Genomic DNA, 16,108 nt, shown 5'->3' with positions numbered 1-16,108 from the left:
CTGCGTCTGTGTCTGTGTCTGTGGCTGTGTTTGTGGCTGCGTGCGACTATTCGGCCGCGGCCAGCACGTCGCGCCCGAACGTGAACGCGCGCACCACGCCGATGACGCCGAGCACGATGAGGGCGATCGCCGAGAACAGGATGAGGAACGCGGCGGACGATGCCGGCAGGACGAGCACGACGATGCCCGCCAGGATGCTCAGGATGCCGAACGCGATCGCCCAGCCGGAGTTGGGCGTGCGGCCCGACTCGGCCAGCGCCATGACGCCGTCGATGATCCAGCCGACGCCGACGAAGGCGATGGCGAAGATCACGAGCACGGCCGCGGCGGTGGCGACGTTCTTCAGCGAGACGACGCCGGCGATGACGAGCAGGACGCCGAGCAGGATGTTCAGCGTGCGCAGACCGCCGCCGATGCCCTTGCTGAAGATGCCGATAGCGAGGCGCATGACGCCCGCCACGACGAAGTAGATGCCGAGGAAGACGGCCAGCACGGCGATCGTCTTGACCGGCCAGAACAGCAGCACGATGCCGAGGATCACGGCGACGCCACCGGTGATGCCGATCGTCGCACGGATGCCGTTGATGGCGGAGCGGGTCAGGTTCTTCGCGTCGAGCGAGAAGTCGTGCAGTACGGTGTCGACGGGATCGGTGGCAGACATCGGGTAACCCTTTCGGTGGTAGGCGCGCGGGGGATGCGTTCCAGGCTCGACACTAGCGCTCCGGAGCGATCCGCCGAAGGCACGTGTTCGACGGCGTGTCCTGCGTGGGCCAGCGGGCGCGGACGACCCCGCCATTCGTCAGGCCTGCGGTCTCTCGGGAGCGTTCATTGATACGTTTCAATCGCCGGATGCGCGGGGGAGCGGCACCGGATCCCCGTATGCGCGATAGGGCGCCGCTTTGCCCGGTTCACGCAATTCGAACCAGACGGGGAGCCCGGCCTGCTCGAGGAGTGCGGTCTGACGGGTGACGAGCTCGCTGGTCACGTAGACGACGCGGGTCAGATGCCACGTGTCGGAGAACCAGCGGCGCAGCGCGTCGAGAAGGCTCGCATCCGATGCGTCGTCCGCGAAGCCCGTGCGCAACCAGAAGTACACGACGGCATCCACCGTCGCCCAGTCGACGTTCCCGCGGGCGGTCACGGACGCACGAGCAAGGAAGGCGGCGTCGTGGGGAAAGATGTACACGCAGCCGAGGCAGCGCGAGTCTCCAGGATCCCGCACGGTGAACGTGAACGCCCGGCCCGCAGAATGGCGTTCCGCCAACTCGACGAGATCCTCGCGGTTGTCCGCCACGGTGAAGTCGTCCGCCGGCCAGGACGTCTGCTCCCACAGCCGGAGAAGATCCCGCGTCTGCATCACGGCCTCGTGGTCGGCCTTCGCGTCGTCGGCGGTGATCGGTCGCAGGAGGAACGCATCCGTGCGCAGGACCTCCGGTACGGCTTCGTCGGGACGGGGAAACGGCACCAGGAACCTCCGTGGTTCGTACTGAGCGGACGTGAGCCCAGGCTACGCGCTGTGCTTGTTTGCTTCGCTGATAATGCACATTATGTCAGGTTGCGAAGGGCCGATACCCGTGATTATCACATGGCAACTCGGCCCGTACCCCTCCCGGGGTTGTCCAGGCGATGGTCAGGCCGTTGCGGTGGCGAGGAGTGCAGCGACACGATCCAGGCTGCCCGGGACGAGCTTGTAGTAGGCCCAGGTGCCGCGCTTGGAGCGGGTCAGGTAGCCGGCGTCCATCAGGATCTTCAGATGGTGGGACACCGTGGGCTGGCTGAGGCCGACGGGCTCGGTCAGGTCGCACACGCATGCCTCCTCCCCCGAGGCAGCGGCGACGATCGAGAGCAGCCGGAGCCGGGTGGGGTCTCCGAGCGCCTTGAACGCGATCGCCATCGCCTCGGCGTCTTCGGCGGAGAGCACGTTCTCGGTGACGGGCGTGCAGCAGGAGCCCACCGGAGTCAGAGGGAGTGCTTCCAGAGTGCTCATGGGCCCATCCTAGTGTAAATATTGACAAACGTCGATGGATGAGGTCAGACTCGGTGCATCGAAGAACTTCAATGGAGGAGACGATGACACTCATCGACCTGACCACCCCAGTTGCGCGAAGCAGCCGGCTCGACGGCTTGCCCGTCGCGATCATCGGCGCCGGCCCGATCGGGCTCGCCGCGGCCGCGAACCTGGCCGAACGCGGCATCGACTTCGTCATCTACGAGACGGGCGCGAACGCGGGCTCCAGTATTCAGAAGTGGTCGCACATTCACTTCTTCTCCCCGTGGAAGCACCTGATCGACCCGGCCTGCCGGCGGCTCCTCGAAGCAGCCGGCCGGACCGTGCCGGACGGCAAGGCGCTCCCCCGTGGCGGGGAGTTCGTCGCGGCCTACCTGGAACCCCTCTCGCAGCTGGAAGCGATCGCGCCACGCATCCGCTATGGGGTGACGGTCGACGCGGTCAGTCGTGAGGGCATGGACCGCACGCGAACCGCCGGCCGCGCGGACACCCCGTTCTTGCTCCGGATCACCGACGCCGACGGCGTCCAGGAGGTGACGGCACGGGCGGTCATCGACGCGTCCGGCACCTACTTGAGCCCGAACAGCCTGGCGTCCTCCGGCCTCGACCCGCTCGGACTCCCCGCCGTCGCCGAACACATCTCCCATGCCCTCCCCGACGTGCTCGGCAGCGAGCGGGCGCGCTTCGCGGGCAAACGCGTCACCGTCGTCGGCGCCGGGCACTCGGCCGCGAACACCCTGCTGAACCTCGCCGCCCTCAAGCGCGAGGAGCCCGCGACCCAGATCACCTGGCTCATCCGCAACGCGACCGCCGTCCGGGTCAGCACGTCCCCGGATGATGAACTCGCCACTCGTGCGGCGATCGGCCAGCGAGTGGAGCGACTGATCGAGGCAGGCGCCATCGAGCAGCTGGACCGGTTCGAGATCCTCCGCCTCTCCCCCGCCGCGGTCGGCGTCCGGCTCACCGGGCACCGCGCCGGTGAGGTCGTGGACCACGAGACCGACGTCGTCGTCAACGCAACCGGATTCCGCCCGAATCTCGACATGCTGCGCGAGATCCGCCTCGGGCTCGACGACATCGTCGAAGCACCCAAGCGGCTCGCCCCACTGATCGACCCGAACCTGCACTCCTGCGGCACCGTCGAGCCGCACGGGTTCGCCGAGTTGCAGCAGCCCGAACCGAACTTCTTCCTCGCCGGGATGAAGTCCTACGGCCGTGCCCCGACCTTCCTGCTCGCCACCGGGTACGAGCAGGTCCGCTCGATCAGCGCCTTCCTCGCCGGCGACATCGCCGCGGCGAGCAACGTCCAGCTGGTGCTCCCGGCGACCGGGGTGTGTTCCACCGGCGCAACCGGATCTTCCTGCTGCTCCTAGTGACACCCGGCGCCCCAACCGCATAGACTGGCGTCTATGGATGGGGCGCCGGAGGTCGACACGCTACGCAGCCTGAAGCGGATCAGCGATCCCACGCGGGCGCGCATCCTGCGACTCCTGCTGGAGGCGCCCGACGGTCGCGGGTCGGTCACCCGGCTGGCCGAGCGGCTCGAGCTACGGCAACCCACCGTGTCCCATCACCTGAAGTTGCTGCGCGAGGAGGGCCTGGTGGTCCGGGCCCAGGACGGACGCACCGCCTGGTATTCGATCACCCCCGCCGAAGTCGACCGCGTCGCCGAGCTCGTCCACGAAGACCAGCCCTCCGACGATGCGGCCGCCCTGGACCGGATCGTGACCGACCTCGCCACGCGGTACCGGGGCATCCTCGCTCCTGAGAGTATCGACCAGTATGTGCGCGACAGTTTCGACCGCCTCGACGGCCGCAAGAACCGGGCCTCGCTGACCAGTGCGTTCGCCGTCTCCCGGCTCGACGCCGTGCTGCGCGCGCGTGGCGAGAGGTCTGCGGAACCGGAGGTGCTGTTCGTCTGCGTGCAGAACGCCGGCCGCTCCCAGCTCGCCTCGGCGATCCTGCGGCAGCTTGCCGGTGACCGGGTCATCGTCCGCACCGCCGGCTCCGAACCCGCCGACACGGTCCGCTCCACGATCGTGACGGTACTCGATGAGGTGGGAACTCCCCTGGGCGGCGAGTTCCCGAAGCCGTTGACTGACGAGGCGGTCCGTGCGGCGGACTATGTGATCACGATGGGCTGTGGCGACGCATGCCCGATCTACCCCGGCCGCGAATACCTGGACTGGGACATCCCCGACCCCGTCGGACAGCCCATCACCGCCGTTCGTGCGATCCGCGACGACATCGAAGGACGGGTCCGCGACCTCCTGGAGCACATCGTTCGTGAACGGCTCGTGAACGCCACGACCACCGACTAGAGAAACCATAGATGTGCGTCTATGCTTTCTTGTGAGAGAAAGCGAGACCGCATCATGACCGTCACCACCCCCACCGTCCTGTTCGTCTGCATCCACAACGCCGGCCGCTCCCAGATGGCCGCCGGATTCATGCGGGAGCTCTCGGGAGGCCGCGTCGAGGTCCTCTCCGCCGGTTCCGAGCCGAAGGATCAGATCAACCCGGTCGCCGTGCAGGTCATGGCCGAGGAGGGTATCGACATCGCGGGCGAGCAGCCGAAGATCCTCACCACCGAAGCCGTCAAGGAATCCGACGTCGTCATCACGATGGGCTGCGGCGACACCTGCCCGATCTTCCCCGGCAAGCGCTACGAGGACTGGGAGCTCACCGATCCGGCCGGCCGGCCTGTCGAGGAGGTCCGCCCGATCCGCGACGACATCAAGCAGCGCGTGCAGGATCTCCTCGCTGAGCTCCTCCCTGCGGCGGTGTGAGACCCATGACCATCGACGCGACGGGGCGCCGAGCCCAGCCAGAGCTCGCCTACCCGGAACAGTATCTGCGCCGCCTCGCCGACGAGCTGGCAGCCAAGTTCGCGGGCATCTTCAACCGGGAGACCGTCGAACGCTACGTGCTGGAGTCCTACGCCGCCCTGCTGCGCACCGCGACCGTGAAGGCGCACCTGGCGACCCGCACCATCCATTTCGCCACCGAACGACTCACCGCACTCGCCCAGGCCAAGGGCGCCCTCCCCGTGACCGGGCCCGAGGTGCTGTTCGTGTGCGAGCAGAACTCCGGCCGCTCCCAGATGGCCGCCGTCCTCACCGAGGCACTCTCCGGCGGCCGCATCCACGTTCGCTCTGCCGGGTCGATGCCCGCCCACGAGCTGAACCCGGCCGTGGTCGAGGTGATGACCGAGGTCGGGTTGGACATGAGCCGCGAGTTCCCCAAGCCCCTGACCGACGATGTCGTGCAGGCCGCGGACGTCGTGGTCACGATGGGCTGCGGCGACGCCTGTCCCATCTACCCGGGCAAGCGCTACCAGGACTGGGAGCTGAAGGACCCGAACGGGCAGTCGATCGAGACGGTGCGGCAGATCCGCACCGAGGTGGAGCAGCGCGTGCGCGAGCTGCTGGAAAGCTTGGAGGTGACGCCCGCATGAGCGTCGAGAACGTCGTCGTCATCGGCTCCGGCCCCGCCGGCTACACCGCCGCCATCTACCTCGCCCGCGCCGGACTGGACCCGGTCGTGCTGACCAGCTCCGTCGACATCGGCGGCGCCCTGGTCACCACCACCGAGGTCGAGAACTTCCCCGGCTTCATCGACGGCATCCAAGGCCCCGACCTGATGGAGAACCTGCGCCAGCAAGCCGAACGCTTCGGCGCCCGCCTCGTCTACGATGACGCCACCGCCGTCGACCTCACCGGCGACATCAAGACCATCACCACCGGAGGCGGCGACACCTACCAGGCGCACGCCGTCGTCCTCGCGATGGGGTCCGCGCACCGCAAGCTCGGGGTGGACGGTGAAGACAGGCTCTCCGGGTACGGGATCTCCTGGTGCGCGACATGCGACGGCGCATTCTTCCGCGACCAGGACATCGCCGTCGCCGGCGGCGGCGACTCCGCACTGGAAGAGGCCATGTTCCTCACCCGGTTCGCCAACTCCGTCACCCTCATCCACCGCCGCGACGAACTTCGCGCCTCCCAGATCATGCAAGACCGGGCGCTCGCGAACCCGAAGATCACCGTCCGGTGGAACACCCGGATCGCCGAAGCCCACGGGGACGACAAGCTCAACGGGCTCACCCTTCGCGACACCGTCACCGGACAGCCCGACACGCTCGATGCGACCGGCCTGTTCGTCGCGATCGGACACGACCCCCGGAGCGCCCTCGTCGCCGAACAGGTCGACCTCGACCCCGACGGGTATGTGAAAGTCGCCCACCCCACCACCGCGACCAACCTGCCCGGCGTGTTCGCCTGCGGCGACCTCGTCGACCGTCGCTACCGGCAGGCCGTCACCGCCGCGGGCACGGGCTGCGCCGCCGCCCTCGACGCCCAGCACTACCTCGCCGGGCGCGCCCCGGTCACCGGCCAGTCGACGGCGGTCCCCGCGTGACGGCGGCCGCCCAGAGCACAGAACGCGTCCGGCTGCCCTCCGTTGCAACCATCCGACCAGCCCTGGCTGAGTTCGTCGGCAGCGCGGGACTGACGGCGGTCGTCGTCGGGTCGGGAATCGCCGCCCAGCACCTCACCTCGAACGACACCGGCCTCCAACTGCTCGAGAACGCCCTCGCGACCGCGCTCGGACTGACCGTGCTCATCCTGGTCTTCTCGCCCAGCTCCGTTGTCCACCTCAACCCGGTCGTCACCCTCGTCGACGCCGCCGCACCGACATGGAAAATCTTCAGATCGTCGAGCGCCGTGAACGCGACGTTTCCCTCACCGATGCTCCCCAGCCGGACCAGCCCGCCGGCGTAGCCGAAGGCGTGCACGATTGGTGGTGAGGTTGCCACTCGATGACAGAGTCGGCCGCGGCACGGTGGTCGTTCCCCGTGCCCCGACCGACTGATGGACTATTTGCCGCTGTAGACCGGGAAGACCGAGTCGTCGCCGTAGTCGCGAATGTGGAGCCCGCGCAGGCTGGCCATGTCCTCGTCCGAGAGGACGAAGTCGAGCGCCGCGTTGCTGCGCATGTGCTCCGGGTTCTCGGTCTTGGGCAGCGGGACCGTGCCGAGCTGGATGGTGTACCGGAGGGCGAGCTGCGGCACCGAAACGCCGTAGCGGTCCGCCATCTCGGTCAGCTCGTCGTTCTTCAGGATCGCGCCGTGGCCGAACGGCGAGTACGCCTGCACGAGGATGTCGTGCTCGGCCGCGTACGCGAGCAGCTCGTCCGGGGTGTTGCCGACGTGTACGAGCAGCTGGTTGGCGTGCGGGGCAACGGTCGATCCCTCGAGGATGCTGTCGATGTCCGCGTTCTGGAAGTTGGAGACGCCGATGGCGCGCAGCGTGCCACCTCGGTAGGCCTCTTCGAGCGCGCGCCAGGCGGCGCGGTTGCCTTCCGAGTAGTCGCCGCCGCGGAAGTCGTCCCACGGCTGCGGGCTGTGGATGAGCATCAGGTCGATATAGTCCAGCCCGAGGGTCTCCAGCGAGCGGTCGATCGCGGCGACGGCGCCCTCGTAGTCCTTGATCTCGGCGGCCAGTTTGGTCGAGACGAACAGCTCGTCGCGAGCGACGCCGCTGGTGCGGACTCCCTCGCCCACGCCGCGCTCGTTGCCGTATGCCTGCGCGGTGTCGATGTTGCGGTAGCCGGCCTCGATCGCCTCACGGACCGCCTGCGCGGCCCGCTCGTCATCGATGAACCAGGTGCCGAATCCCAGCTTCGGGATCAGGACACCGTTGGAGAGGGTGTAAGTCTCGGCGAGGATCGTCATGATTCAGTTCTCCTGCTCGTTGTCGTTGCTGTCATCGGCGAAGACGTTCTTCGCCACGGTCATCGCCGACATGGCCTTGGGCCAGCCGGCGTAGAAGGCGAGGTGCGTGATCGCCTCGATCAGTTCCTCTTGGGTTGCGCCGTTCTGCTTCGCGAACGCGAGGTGGAAGTTCAGCTGTTCGACGTTGCCCGCGGTCAGCAGGGCCGCCACCGTGACGAGGCTGCGGTCGCGCTTGGACAGCTGCGGCCGCTCCCACACCTCGTCGAACAGCACCTTGTCGGTGTAGTGCACCAGCCCGGGAGCGAAGTCCCCGAATGCGCGCTGTCCGCCGGTCCAGCCTGTCGTCTTGTCGGTCATCGGGTTCCTTTTCAGCGGGGGTCGACGCGGACAGTGGCCGCGCGGACCCGGTCGGTCAGCATGGGAGGCAGGTAGGGGCTGTCGCTGTACTTCGCCTGGTATGCCGCGTCGACGCGAGCATCGAGCTGCGCGTCGTGGCCGGGCGTGAGGAGAACGTCCTTCTCGAGCCCGCCGGCGGTGATGCGGCCCGCACGCTGCGTGGAGGCGGAGCCGTACCAGCGGGAGGCGGTGCCGTTGTAGGCGCGCACGTAAACAGTGGCATCCACTACCACCGACCAGATCCAGGTCGGGGTGCCAAGTGTCGTCCCATCGGCGCGGAACGGCGAGATGTGGAAGTCGTCGGTGGAGCCGATACGCTCCAATTCGTCGGGTGTCCAATCGGTCATGATTCCAGTGAACGCCTCGTCCGGGGGCACGCGGGAGACTCTGCCGATACAGGTACTGACAGAGACTCCCAGGAGGCACAACGCAGCCATAGCGTGGTCGCATGGACAACCGCAGCGAGATCCGCGAGTTCCTCGCCACCCGGCGGGCGAAGCTCAGCCCCGAGCAGGCGGGCCTACCGACTTTCGGCGGCACTCGCCGTGTCCCCGGGCTCCGCCGCGAAGAGGTCGCACTGCTGGCCGGAGTTTCGGTCGAGTACTACACCAAGCTCGAACGCGGCGCGCTCGGCGGGGTCTCCGACAGCGTGCTCGAATCCCTCGCTCGCGCGCTCCAGCTGAACGAAGCCGAGACCGAACACCTGTACGACCTCGCCCGCACCGCGGCACCCTCGGCCAGGCCGCGTCGCAAGACCGCCCTGGGAGTCACCCCGAGCATTCAGCGGCTTCTGGACTCAATGGCAGGCGTTCCCGCGTTCGTCCGTAACGGTCGGCTCGACATCCTCGCCGTCAACCCTCTCGGCCGTGCGCTCTACTCCGAGGCGTATGCGAGCGGCACGAACCCGGTGAACCTCGCCCGGTTCGAGTTCCTCGACCCCCGCTCCCACAACCTCTACCCCGACTGGGAGAAGGCCGCGGACACCGCCGTAGCCATCCTCCACACCGAAGCCGGACGAGACCCGTTCGACAAGGCGCTCACCGACCTGGTCGGCGAGCTCTCCACCCGGTCCGACGAGTTCCGCACCCGCTGGGCCCGCCACGACGTGCGCCTGCACCGCGGTGGACACAAGGACTTCCGACACCCCGCCGTCGGGGACCTCCACCTCGCCTTCGACGCGCTCGACATCCCGAGCGCGCCAGGCCTCACCCTCACCGCCTACAGCGCCGACCCCGGCACGCCCTCCGAAGACGGGCTACGCCTCCTCGCGTCCTGGGGCGCGACCGAAGCCGCATCCTCGGCGAAGAAGGAGAACGCATGAACATCGAACCCCGCACCCCGACTTCCAAGAACCCGCCCGAACAGTTCGCCGGCGACGTCTGGCTCGACCCGATCGCCCTCCCCCACGACGACGACCAGCGTATGATCGTCTCCACCGTCCGATTCGCACCCGGCGCCCGCACCGCCTGGCACTCTCACGCCAGAGGCCAGTACCTCCGCGTCACCCAGGGCGTCGGCCGCTTCGGCACCCGCGACGGGCAGATCATCGAGGTCCACCCTGGCGAAACCCTCTACACCCCGCCCGGACAAGAGCACTGGCACGCCGCCGCCCCCGGCTGCTTCATGGAGCACATCGCCATGCTCGAAAACGCCGACGACCCCGCCGACACCACCACCTGGCTCGCGCACATCACCGACGACGAGTTCAACGGGACCACCCAAGCCTGACCATTACCGATTCACTCGACGACGAGCCCCGGATGCCCCCTCCTTCCGGGGCTCGTCCCCTTCGCGGATGACATGACCACCACCTCCACTTCCTCCTCCTCTGCCGACACCGTGCCCCACGCGACCTCACGCGGCTTCATCGCTGCAACGATCTCCTTCATGGCTGTGTTCGCCGCCGGCGCCACCCCGATCCCTCTCTACGACACGTACGGTCGGGTCGACGGCCTCACGCCCGACGAATTCTCCCTCGTCGCCGTCGCGTACTTCGCGTGCGCCGTGTTTGCGCTGCTCGTACTCGGACGGCTCTCAAACCATCACGGCCGCCGCCCCGTCTCCGTCGCTGCGCTGCTGATCGCCACAGCAGGATGCGTCACCCTTCTCTTCGTGCACGGCTTCCTCGTGCTGCTCATCGGCCGCGCCCTGCAGGGACTTGCCGCCGGAATCGCCTCGAGCGCGATCGGTTCCTACGCCGTCGACACCGCCGCCGGCCGGCCACGCTGGCTGGTGGCGACCGTAGCCACCGCGGCCTCGACCGTCGGCCTCGCCCTGGGAGTCTTCATCTCCGCCGCGCTCGTGCAGTTCGCTCCAGCACCCAGAGAACTCAGCTACATCCTCTTCGCGGTACTCCTCATAGGATGCGCCGTTGCCCTCAGCACGCGCCCCGAAACCGTCGCCCGCACACCAGGCGCGCTCGCAGCCCTCATCCCACGGCTTCGAGTGCCGGCCGTCTCCCGCCCCTACCTGCCTGTGGCGGCCGCGATCTTCGTAGCGACCTGGGCGTTCGGCGGCTACTTCAACTCCTTCGGACCCTCGATCGCAGCAGAAGACCTCGGATCCCACAGCCCGCTGATCGCCGCCGCGGTCTTCGCCTCCTACATGGCGCCCAGCGTCGTGGGAGGAATCGCGGCCGGCCGCTTCAACCCAGCCACCGCGCAACGGATCGGCATGACCATCGTCGCCGTCGCAGGCACAGGCCTCGCCTTCGCCAGCGCGGCGGGACTCCTCCCTCTCTTCCTCACCGCCGGGGTCCTCGGAGGTATCGGCATGGGACTCGCAACCGCCGGAAGCATGAGCACGCTTCTCCCTGAGGCCGAACCAGTCGAGCGAGCGGGACTCCTCGCGGTCATCTATGCCATCAGCTACACCGGCTCAGCCATCCCGGCGCTGATCTCAGGGCAGCTCAGCCGCATCGTCTCCCTCCCAGCGATCACGGCTGGCTACGCAGCCCTCGCCGCGGTCGCGTGGTTCGTTACCCTCGTCGCCGCGCGCAGCCCCAAGCCACGCAGCTGACGGCTACAGGCGTGCCTCCCCGATCAGCGGATGATCGGCGACATCCATCTTGGCTTCGACCCGCACGAATACGCCGCTCACGAATAGGAAACCTCACCACTCGACGCATGGTGGCGCGATGCGATGTACGACGCCGCACACTGCCAGACCGCCCAGCCGCAAAAGGCAATCTTCGCATCTGCGCGCACCGCGGCAGCGGGACAACGACAGCTACCGCCGAGCCCACCGCGAGAACAGGGACCCGGTAGATTGACCACAGCGCCACGGCGGTGAAAGGCGGGGGAAATGATCCAACCAGCGACGAGCGGAATCGCCATCCCGGATCCACGGTCCGGAAAGACCAGGGGGTGGCTGATCGCGCAGATCGTGTTCCAGTGTCTGACGGTGGCCGGGGCGCTGGCCACGCTGCTGCTCTGGCCGATCACGATGTCGACTCGCGACTTCTCCCCCATTTTCATCGCTCTCGCACTGTGGATCCTCGTCGCTGTCATCGGATTCGTCTGCGCCATGATCGCGTTCGGTTACCAGTCCGCGACCCGCCGGGAGCTCGACGATGCGTTGACACGCTTCGGGCACGGCGGAACCCCGGCGAAGAAGCTGCTGAGCGGCAAGCACCCCCTGGTCCCCTCCCCTGCAGGCGTGCTCCTGCAGCTGCGGCGGGAGACCGACGATCAGGGCCACCGCTGGATCCTGGTGGATGCGTTCCCGATGCCTGCGGCCGCGGCGGCCACGATGCCTACCGGCCGGTAAGGATCCACGGCGTCCAGGATCGGACGACCGTGATGCTGCGCACTGCCGCTGCGTCGCCGGGTTCGGCTCCGAGCACGGTCGCGCTCCCCCACGGCACGCCCCAGCGCGTCCGACGCTCGGTGCGCAGTCCGAGGCGAGCCACGTCGCGCACGACGCCGAGAGCCCAATCCGCTCCGCGGTCAGGGTCGTCGTAGCCGTCGAAGGTGCGCGGACCGGCAACAGCGTCGGCGAACTCGCCTTCGATATCGCGCACGATCGACTCGAGTTCGCGTATCGGCTCCGTCACGATGGCCTCCGTCGTGTCCCATGCAGCCGTGCACTCCCCTGCCTCACATGTCGTTCGGGTGATCGATGCGCCGTCGAGCGCGGGTCCGCAGCGCTCGGGTGAACGTCAGCCAGGCTGCAGCCCAGGCGAAGTGCGGCACCGGGATCGCAGCGATCACGTTGACGGAGATCAGCTCGACGTACGTGCCGACCCCGAACGCCACGAAGAAGACCGAGCCGGCCAGCTGCGGGCGATCTCGACACCGCCCCATCAGAGGCGCATGAGCCGACTCGGCTCGTGCGACGGTCACCGCGCCCACTCCAGCCAATCTCTTCCCAGAGTTCATGCCGATTCCTTCGCGTCATCGCCTGAGGCGACAGGTGATCGGCCTGCTCATCCAGTTCCCGGACGCGGTCTGGTGTCAACTGCGCCGCGCTCATCGCGGTGTGGGTGACATCGGTCTCGCGCGAACCGACGGTCAGCGGGTGAGGAACGCAAGTTCGACGACCCAGCGCGTCTTGCGGGGTTCCGTGCGAGGGTCGGTCAGGTAGATCTCGCAGCGGGCGGCGAACGCCTCGCCCTCCGGGTGCGGCTGCGTGTCCAGGACGAGACCCTGCTCGCGAACCCAGGCGTGCAGGAGCCGATTCGCGGCGAGCGACTTCGCCCGGTACGCGAGTACGGCATACTCCCCCGCCGGTATGAGGCCGGCCTCGACGCGGCCGTCCGCGGCAGCGGACTCCCCCACGACGCCGACCTCGATCTGCATCCGGTCGGACATGTTCACGACGTGGAGTCGCAGGAAGAAGGGCCCGCGTGGTTCGACCCCATGATCGTCGAGCCACTGGATCAGCTCTGCCAGCATCCGGTCGCGGTTCGAGAGCATCGTCCGGAACGGGACGGTCTCGCGGATGCCGAGGGTCGCGACGGCCGGGCGCGGCTCCAGCCGTGGGCCGCTCACGATGTCCAGCCCGGCGGTGCTCACCTCGCCTCCTGACGTCGGGACATCGCTCACGCCTTCCGCTTCCCTCCCCCGACCCCGGGTACGGACGTGACCTGTCGCATCCAGGTCGCGAGCTGGGCGTCGTCGATCTCGTCGAGGGAGGCGAGCTCGACACCCCGGGTGGCCTTGCCCATGCCGACGGGCGTGACGGGAGGGACCGGGTCGAGGTCGACGCCGTTGATGAACATGAGCTTCACATGAACGGCGAATCCGCCGCAGCTGAAGCACCAGCCGTCGCCGACGCCGTAGTAGGCCATGCCCCATTTCACCGAGCGCTGCAAGCCGGGAAGCGTCGCGGCGGCCAGCGCGTCGACCGCCTCCGCGATCCCCCGCTGCGGCTGCGGCAGGCTCGCGATGTACGCGAAGACCGGCTTGTCGCCCACCGCGGCCTTGGCCGGGCTCGCACGGCCGGTCATCGCCTGGGGAAGCGCTGCGCCGCCGGAGGAGTCTCCATCCATTCGATCGCGCGTCATGGCGCGATCGTAGTCCGGCGCGGCGGTCGTGCGGCAGCGCTCACGGCGTCGGTCCCGGCAGAAGGGCGGCAATCGCTTCCAAGCCGGTCTCGAGCTCGGTCGTGAAGCGGTAGGAGGCGACCAGGGACCACGGTCGGCCGCTGTTCCGGTCTCCCAGCTCTCGCTCGATACGAACGACCTGCTTCGCGACGACGACCCGGAAACCCGCCACCTGCGCGTGGTAGTACGCGCTGCTGCTCCGGGAATGCAGTTCGAAGCCGAGGTCGGCGAGCTCGCTCTCGACGCGCTCTCTGCCGATCTCTGAGCGGGTGAGGCGTTCCTCTGCCTCGACCTCGACGCTCTCCGGGGCCGAGACGGTCTCGGCCACGGAGGCTGTGAACCGCAGGAGGGGGTCGAGGGCGTCCGCGGTCGACAGCGGGACCTGGCCCGCGAACGAGCGCAACGCGTCATCCTCGCTCTCCCTGAGAACCTGCAGGGGGTCGGCGTCGCCCGCGCTGACCGCTGTGCGGACATCTCGGAACTCGTCGGGCCAGCGCAATTCGAGCGCGAGCAGCTGGGAAAGCGTGCCGGCATCGAACTCGATCCGCCGGGCGGAGAGGACCCTCATCGAGAGGGTCAACGCGTTGATGAACCGCTTGACGGAACGGGGATTGCCCAGGAACACGATATCGGCGGCATTTTGCAGCTGATCGCGGATTCCCACCAGATGATCGAGCGTCTGGAAACCGGGAACGAGCGTCTCGAGCGCAGCAGGATCGTCGCTCGCGATCCGAGGGATGCGGAAGGGAACCTGGATGATCTTCTCTATGAACTCGTGTCCGCTCGCATGCGGGTAGCGGTTCTTCACTGCCTGGACTAGTACGTCGTAGTCCAGTGCGAGGACGAAGACGAACCCGCGCACATCAGTGATCACATTGATCGATTCGAGCATCGCGACCACGTTCTCAGACGTGCAACGGTCCAGATCGTCGACGAAGATGACGATGCGTCGCTCCCCAAGCTCCTCGCCCACGCGCCGAAGTTCGTGGAAGGGGCGCGCGAACGCATCGTCAAGCGCGACGGCTGGTTCACCTTCGTCATTCCAGGCCTTCGCCACATCGTCGATGGAGAACTCGGCGCCGACGACCGGAATCTTGAAGCCGAGACTCTTGCCGAACGCCTTCACCAGCCGCCAGATCGACGCCGCCAAGGCGGGGTCGCTGGCCTGTGCCGCGGAATGGACCGCGTGCAGGAGCGGGATGACGATCTCCTGCGTTCGCTGGTACCGCCACGCATCGAACTCGACCGTGAGAACGTCTGCTCGATCGCCGAGCAGCCGTTCGATGGCCTTCAGCAGCGACGACTTGCCGCTCCCCCACTTGCCGTAAAGTCCGACGGTGAATTGCGGTTCCGCCGCAGAAAAGATGGCCTCGGCGAGAGCCTCCGCGTAGTCCTCGAATCCCAATCCTGGGCGCGACGTGGGCACATCTGCGACGATCCGATTGGCGACGTGCACAGGACCTCCTGGTGAGTGGTGCGGCCGATGGCCGAGTGTAGCGGACCCCGGGAGGGGCCCTCGAGCGGACGAAGAGGGGTCATGATGCGGGGAGGGAACATGGTGCGGGAGGGACTCCCGGCAAGGGGCAGTTCCGACCCCGGATGGTGGATCCGTGAACGCAGGAATTCTGGTCGGCCGCACCTCTCAGCGGGCGAGGGCGCAAACGGCCGATCGTCACCGGTCGGCGGACGCATACTGGTAATGCGCGCGGCGACTTCCGCGCGTCGACGAGCAGGTGGAAAGGCGCGCGCATGACCGATCAGAAGCCGGACCCGGTCTTCCTGTCGGGCGGACTGCGCCACGGACTCCCCGCAGCCCCCGTCGGCCTGCCGAAAGCCGAGGACGTGCAGCCCGGATCGGTCGCGCTGGACCTGGACGGCGTCCGGTGGCGCGCGACCGACTCGACCTGGGTGCGCGTGGTGATCGTGACGGCGCGGGAGCATCGCCGGCTGATCGTCTGGACGGTGGCCTGCGGGCTCGTCTCGCTCGCCGCCTTCGCGGCGATCGCGACGATCGGCGTCGTCGAGGTCGCCGCGGGGTCGGCGATCCCGATCATGGAGGCACTCCCCCTGTTCGTGGTCGCCCTCGGGGCGGGCTGGGCGTGGACGCGGCTGCGCCGCCGCGCCGCGAGCCAGGACGTCGCGCCGAGCGGCGACTGACACCGGCCCTCGTGGCGACGAGGGGAATCCCGGTACCCTCGACCCAACGGACGGGGGTACCGATGGGGTTCTGGAACAGGGTGCGGCGCATCCTCGCGGCGGTGGGTCGATTCGCGTCCCGGCTGCTCGAGCGGGTGGCGACGGTGCTGACCAGCGTCGTCAGCGGGATGAACGGCGGGCACGGCGCCGAGCCCGGCGCGAAAGACCTCTACCTGCCACCCAAGGACGAGTACCGGCCGTAGCGCACGGGAGAACCGGCATGCGGGCCGTC

The 16,108-nt window shown here is 68.2% G+C and carries 23 protein-coding genes and 1 pseudogene; 12 read left to right on the top strand and 12 right to left on the bottom strand.

The features are described from left to right. Positions 1 to 46: 46 nt before the first annotated feature. The 3 genes from ACFVU2_RS09725 to ACFVU2_RS09715 form a co-directional block, all read right to left on the bottom strand. Positions 47 to 661: an HdeD family acid-resistance protein gene (locus tag ACFVU2_RS09725; RefSeq protein ID WP_387873358.1), complete on the bottom strand. Its 615-nt coding sequence runs from the start codon at positions 659 to 661 to the stop codon at positions 47 to 49. Positions 662 to 838: 177 nt separating this feature from the next. After that, a complete protein-coding gene (locus ACFVU2_RS09720; RefSeq protein ID WP_387873357.1) occupies positions 839 to 1,465 on the bottom strand; it encodes a GNAT family N-acetyltransferase in 627 nt (208 codons plus the stop codon). A gap of 165 nt (positions 1,466 to 1,630) precedes the next feature. Further along, positions 1,631 to 1,987 (bottom strand): ArsR/SmtB family transcription factor, encoded by a 357-nt coding sequence (locus ACFVU2_RS09715; protein ID WP_387873355.1) that lies wholly within the window; start codon positions 1,985 to 1,987, stop codon positions 1,631 to 1,633. An 83-nt stretch (positions 1,988 to 2,070) separates the two neighbouring features. Here ACFVU2_RS09715 and ACFVU2_RS09710 point away from each other — a divergent pair, with 83 nt between their 5' ends. The 6 genes and pseudogenes from ACFVU2_RS09710 to ACFVU2_RS09685 form a co-directional block, all read left to right on the top strand. Further along, positions 2,071 to 3,381 (top strand): NAD(P)-binding domain-containing protein, encoded by a 1,311-nt coding sequence (locus tag ACFVU2_RS09710; RefSeq protein ID WP_387873353.1) that lies wholly within the window; start codon positions 2,071 to 2,073, stop codon positions 3,379 to 3,381. Between the two features lie 36 nt (positions 3,382 to 3,417). Further along, entirely contained in the window at positions 3,418 to 4,329 is a 912-nt protein-coding gene (locus ACFVU2_RS09705; protein ID WP_387873351.1) for a metalloregulator ArsR/SmtB family transcription factor, read from the top strand. A 54-nt stretch (positions 4,330 to 4,383) separates the two neighbouring features. Further along, positions 4,384 to 4,797, top strand: a complete 414-nt coding sequence (locus ACFVU2_RS09700; protein WP_387873349.1) for an arsenate reductase ArsC — start codon at positions 4,384 to 4,386, stop codon at positions 4,795 to 4,797. A gap of 5 nt (positions 4,798 to 4,802) precedes the next feature. Further along, the gene (locus ACFVU2_RS09695) at positions 4,803 to 5,465 is read left to right on the top strand and encodes an arsenate reductase ArsC (RefSeq protein WP_387873347.1); all 663 of its coding nucleotides are present in this window, start codon (positions 4,803 to 4,805) and stop codon (positions 5,463 to 5,465) included. Continuing rightward, positions 5,462 to 6,424 (top strand): thioredoxin-disulfide reductase, encoded by a 963-nt coding sequence (trxB, locus tag ACFVU2_RS09690; protein WP_387873346.1) that lies wholly within the window; start codon positions 5,462 to 5,464, stop codon positions 6,422 to 6,424. Before ACFVU2_RS09695 ends, trxB begins: the two co-directional genes overlap by 4 nt. Positions 6,425 to 6,474: 50 nt before the next feature. Beyond that, positions 6,475 to 6,687, top strand: a pseudogene (locus tag ACFVU2_RS09685) (aquaporin); the annotation flags it as partial. Positions 6,688 to 6,881: 194 nt separating this feature from the next. On the opposite strand, the gene ACFVU2_RS09680 reads toward ACFVU2_RS09685, so the two are convergent. The 3 genes from ACFVU2_RS09680 to ACFVU2_RS09670 are packed head-to-tail and all read right to left on the bottom strand — an operon-like array spanning position 6,882 to position 8,482. Beyond that, the gene (locus ACFVU2_RS09680) at positions 6,882 to 7,739 is read right to left on the bottom strand and encodes an aldo/keto reductase (protein ID WP_387873344.1); all 858 of its coding nucleotides are present in this window, start codon (positions 7,737 to 7,739) and stop codon (positions 6,882 to 6,884) included. 3 nt (positions 7,740 to 7,742) lie between these two features. Beyond that, positions 7,743 to 8,096: a carboxymuconolactone decarboxylase family protein gene (locus ACFVU2_RS09675; RefSeq protein ID WP_387873342.1), complete on the bottom strand. Its 354-nt coding sequence runs from the start codon at positions 8,094 to 8,096 to the stop codon at positions 7,743 to 7,745. Between the two features lie 11 nt (positions 8,097 to 8,107). Beyond that, positions 8,108 to 8,482, bottom strand: a complete 375-nt coding sequence (locus ACFVU2_RS09670) for a DUF2255 family protein (protein WP_387873340.1) — start codon at positions 8,480 to 8,482, stop codon at positions 8,108 to 8,110. Positions 8,483 to 8,583: 101 nt separating this feature from the next. Between ACFVU2_RS09670 and ACFVU2_RS09665 the strand changes: the two genes are divergently transcribed. Continuing rightward, the gene (locus ACFVU2_RS09665; RefSeq protein WP_387873339.1) at positions 8,584 to 9,456 is read left to right on the top strand and encodes a helix-turn-helix transcriptional regulator; all 873 of its coding nucleotides are present in this window, start codon (positions 8,584 to 8,586) and stop codon (positions 9,454 to 9,456) included. Continuing rightward, positions 9,453 to 9,863: a cupin domain-containing protein gene (locus ACFVU2_RS09660; protein WP_387873337.1), complete on the top strand. Its 411-nt coding sequence runs from the start codon at positions 9,453 to 9,455 to the stop codon at positions 9,861 to 9,863. The genes ACFVU2_RS09665 and ACFVU2_RS09660 overlap by 4 nt, the downstream gene beginning before the upstream one ends. A gap of 11 nt (positions 9,864 to 9,874) precedes the next feature. Here ACFVU2_RS09660 and ACFVU2_RS09655 read toward each other — a convergent pair whose 3' ends face one another. Then, complete coding sequence (locus tag ACFVU2_RS09655; protein ID WP_387873335.1) at positions 9,875 to 10,024, bottom strand: hypothetical protein; 150 nt, start codon at positions 10,022 to 10,024, stop codon at positions 9,875 to 9,877. On the opposite strand from ACFVU2_RS09655, the gene ACFVU2_RS09650 reads away from it, so the two are divergent. Both ACFVU2_RS09650 and ACFVU2_RS09645 read left to right on the top strand, forming a co-directional pair. Continuing rightward, positions 10,023 to 11,153, top strand: a complete 1,131-nt coding sequence (locus ACFVU2_RS09650; RefSeq protein ID WP_387873333.1) for an MFS transporter — start codon at positions 10,023 to 10,025, stop codon at positions 11,151 to 11,153. The genes ACFVU2_RS09655 and ACFVU2_RS09650 overlap by 2 nt on opposite strands. Positions 11,154 to 11,438: 285 nt before the next feature. Next, positions 11,439 to 11,903 carry a hypothetical protein gene (locus ACFVU2_RS09645; RefSeq protein ID WP_387873331.1) on the top strand — a complete coding sequence of 155 codons (465 nt, stop codon included), beginning with the start codon at positions 11,439 to 11,441 and terminating at the stop codon, positions 11,901 to 11,903. On the opposite strand, the gene ACFVU2_RS09640 is transcribed toward ACFVU2_RS09645, so the two are convergent. The 5 genes from ACFVU2_RS09640 to ACFVU2_RS09620 all read right to left on the bottom strand — a co-directional run bounded on the left by ACFVU2_RS09640 (position 11,890) and on the right by ACFVU2_RS09620 (position 15,136). Continuing rightward, entirely contained in the window at positions 11,890 to 12,189 is a 300-nt protein-coding gene (locus ACFVU2_RS09640) for a hypothetical protein (RefSeq protein WP_387873329.1), read from the bottom strand. The two genes, ACFVU2_RS09645 and ACFVU2_RS09640, sit on opposite strands and share 14 nt — an antisense overlap. Positions 12,190 to 12,232: 43 nt before the next feature. After that, positions 12,233 to 12,439, bottom strand: a complete 207-nt coding sequence (locus tag ACFVU2_RS09635) for a hypothetical protein (RefSeq protein ID WP_387873327.1) — start codon at positions 12,437 to 12,439, stop codon at positions 12,233 to 12,235. A 207-nt stretch (positions 12,440 to 12,646) separates the two neighbouring features. Next, entirely contained in the window at positions 12,647 to 13,180 is a 534-nt protein-coding gene (locus ACFVU2_RS09630; protein WP_387873326.1) for a hypothetical protein, read from the bottom strand. Then, positions 13,177 to 13,641: a DUF1801 domain-containing protein gene (locus ACFVU2_RS09625; RefSeq protein ID WP_387873324.1), complete on the bottom strand. Its 465-nt coding sequence runs from the start codon at positions 13,639 to 13,641 to the stop codon at positions 13,177 to 13,179. Before ACFVU2_RS09625 ends, ACFVU2_RS09630 begins: the two co-directional genes overlap by 4 nt. Before the next feature lie 40 nt (positions 13,642 to 13,681). Next, a complete protein-coding gene (locus ACFVU2_RS09620) occupies positions 13,682 to 15,136 on the bottom strand; it encodes a P-loop NTPase fold protein (protein ID WP_387873322.1) in 1,455 nt (484 codons plus the stop codon). Between the two features lie 293 nt (positions 15,137 to 15,429). Between ACFVU2_RS09620 and ACFVU2_RS09615 the strand changes: the two genes are divergently transcribed. Together ACFVU2_RS09615 and ACFVU2_RS09610 are read left to right on the top strand one after the other, a co-directional pair. Next, positions 15,430 to 15,837, top strand: coding sequence for a hypothetical protein (locus tag ACFVU2_RS09615; RefSeq protein WP_387873320.1), 408 nt, complete (start codon positions 15,430 to 15,432; stop codon positions 15,835 to 15,837). Between the two features lie 62 nt (positions 15,838 to 15,899). After that, positions 15,900 to 16,079 (top strand): hypothetical protein, encoded by a 180-nt coding sequence (locus ACFVU2_RS09610; protein WP_387873318.1) that lies wholly within the window; start codon positions 15,900 to 15,902, stop codon positions 16,077 to 16,079. The last annotated feature ends 29 nt before the right edge of the window (positions 16,080 to 16,108 follow it).

The organism is Leifsonia sp. NPDC058194 (genome assembly GCF_042883605.1).
In the GTDB taxonomy this organism is placed as follows: Bacteria; Actinomycetota; Actinomycetes; order Actinomycetales; family Microbacteriaceae; genus Leifsonia.
Note: the sequence above shows the minus strand (reverse complement) of the source record. Positions and strands in the feature narration are given on the sequence as shown.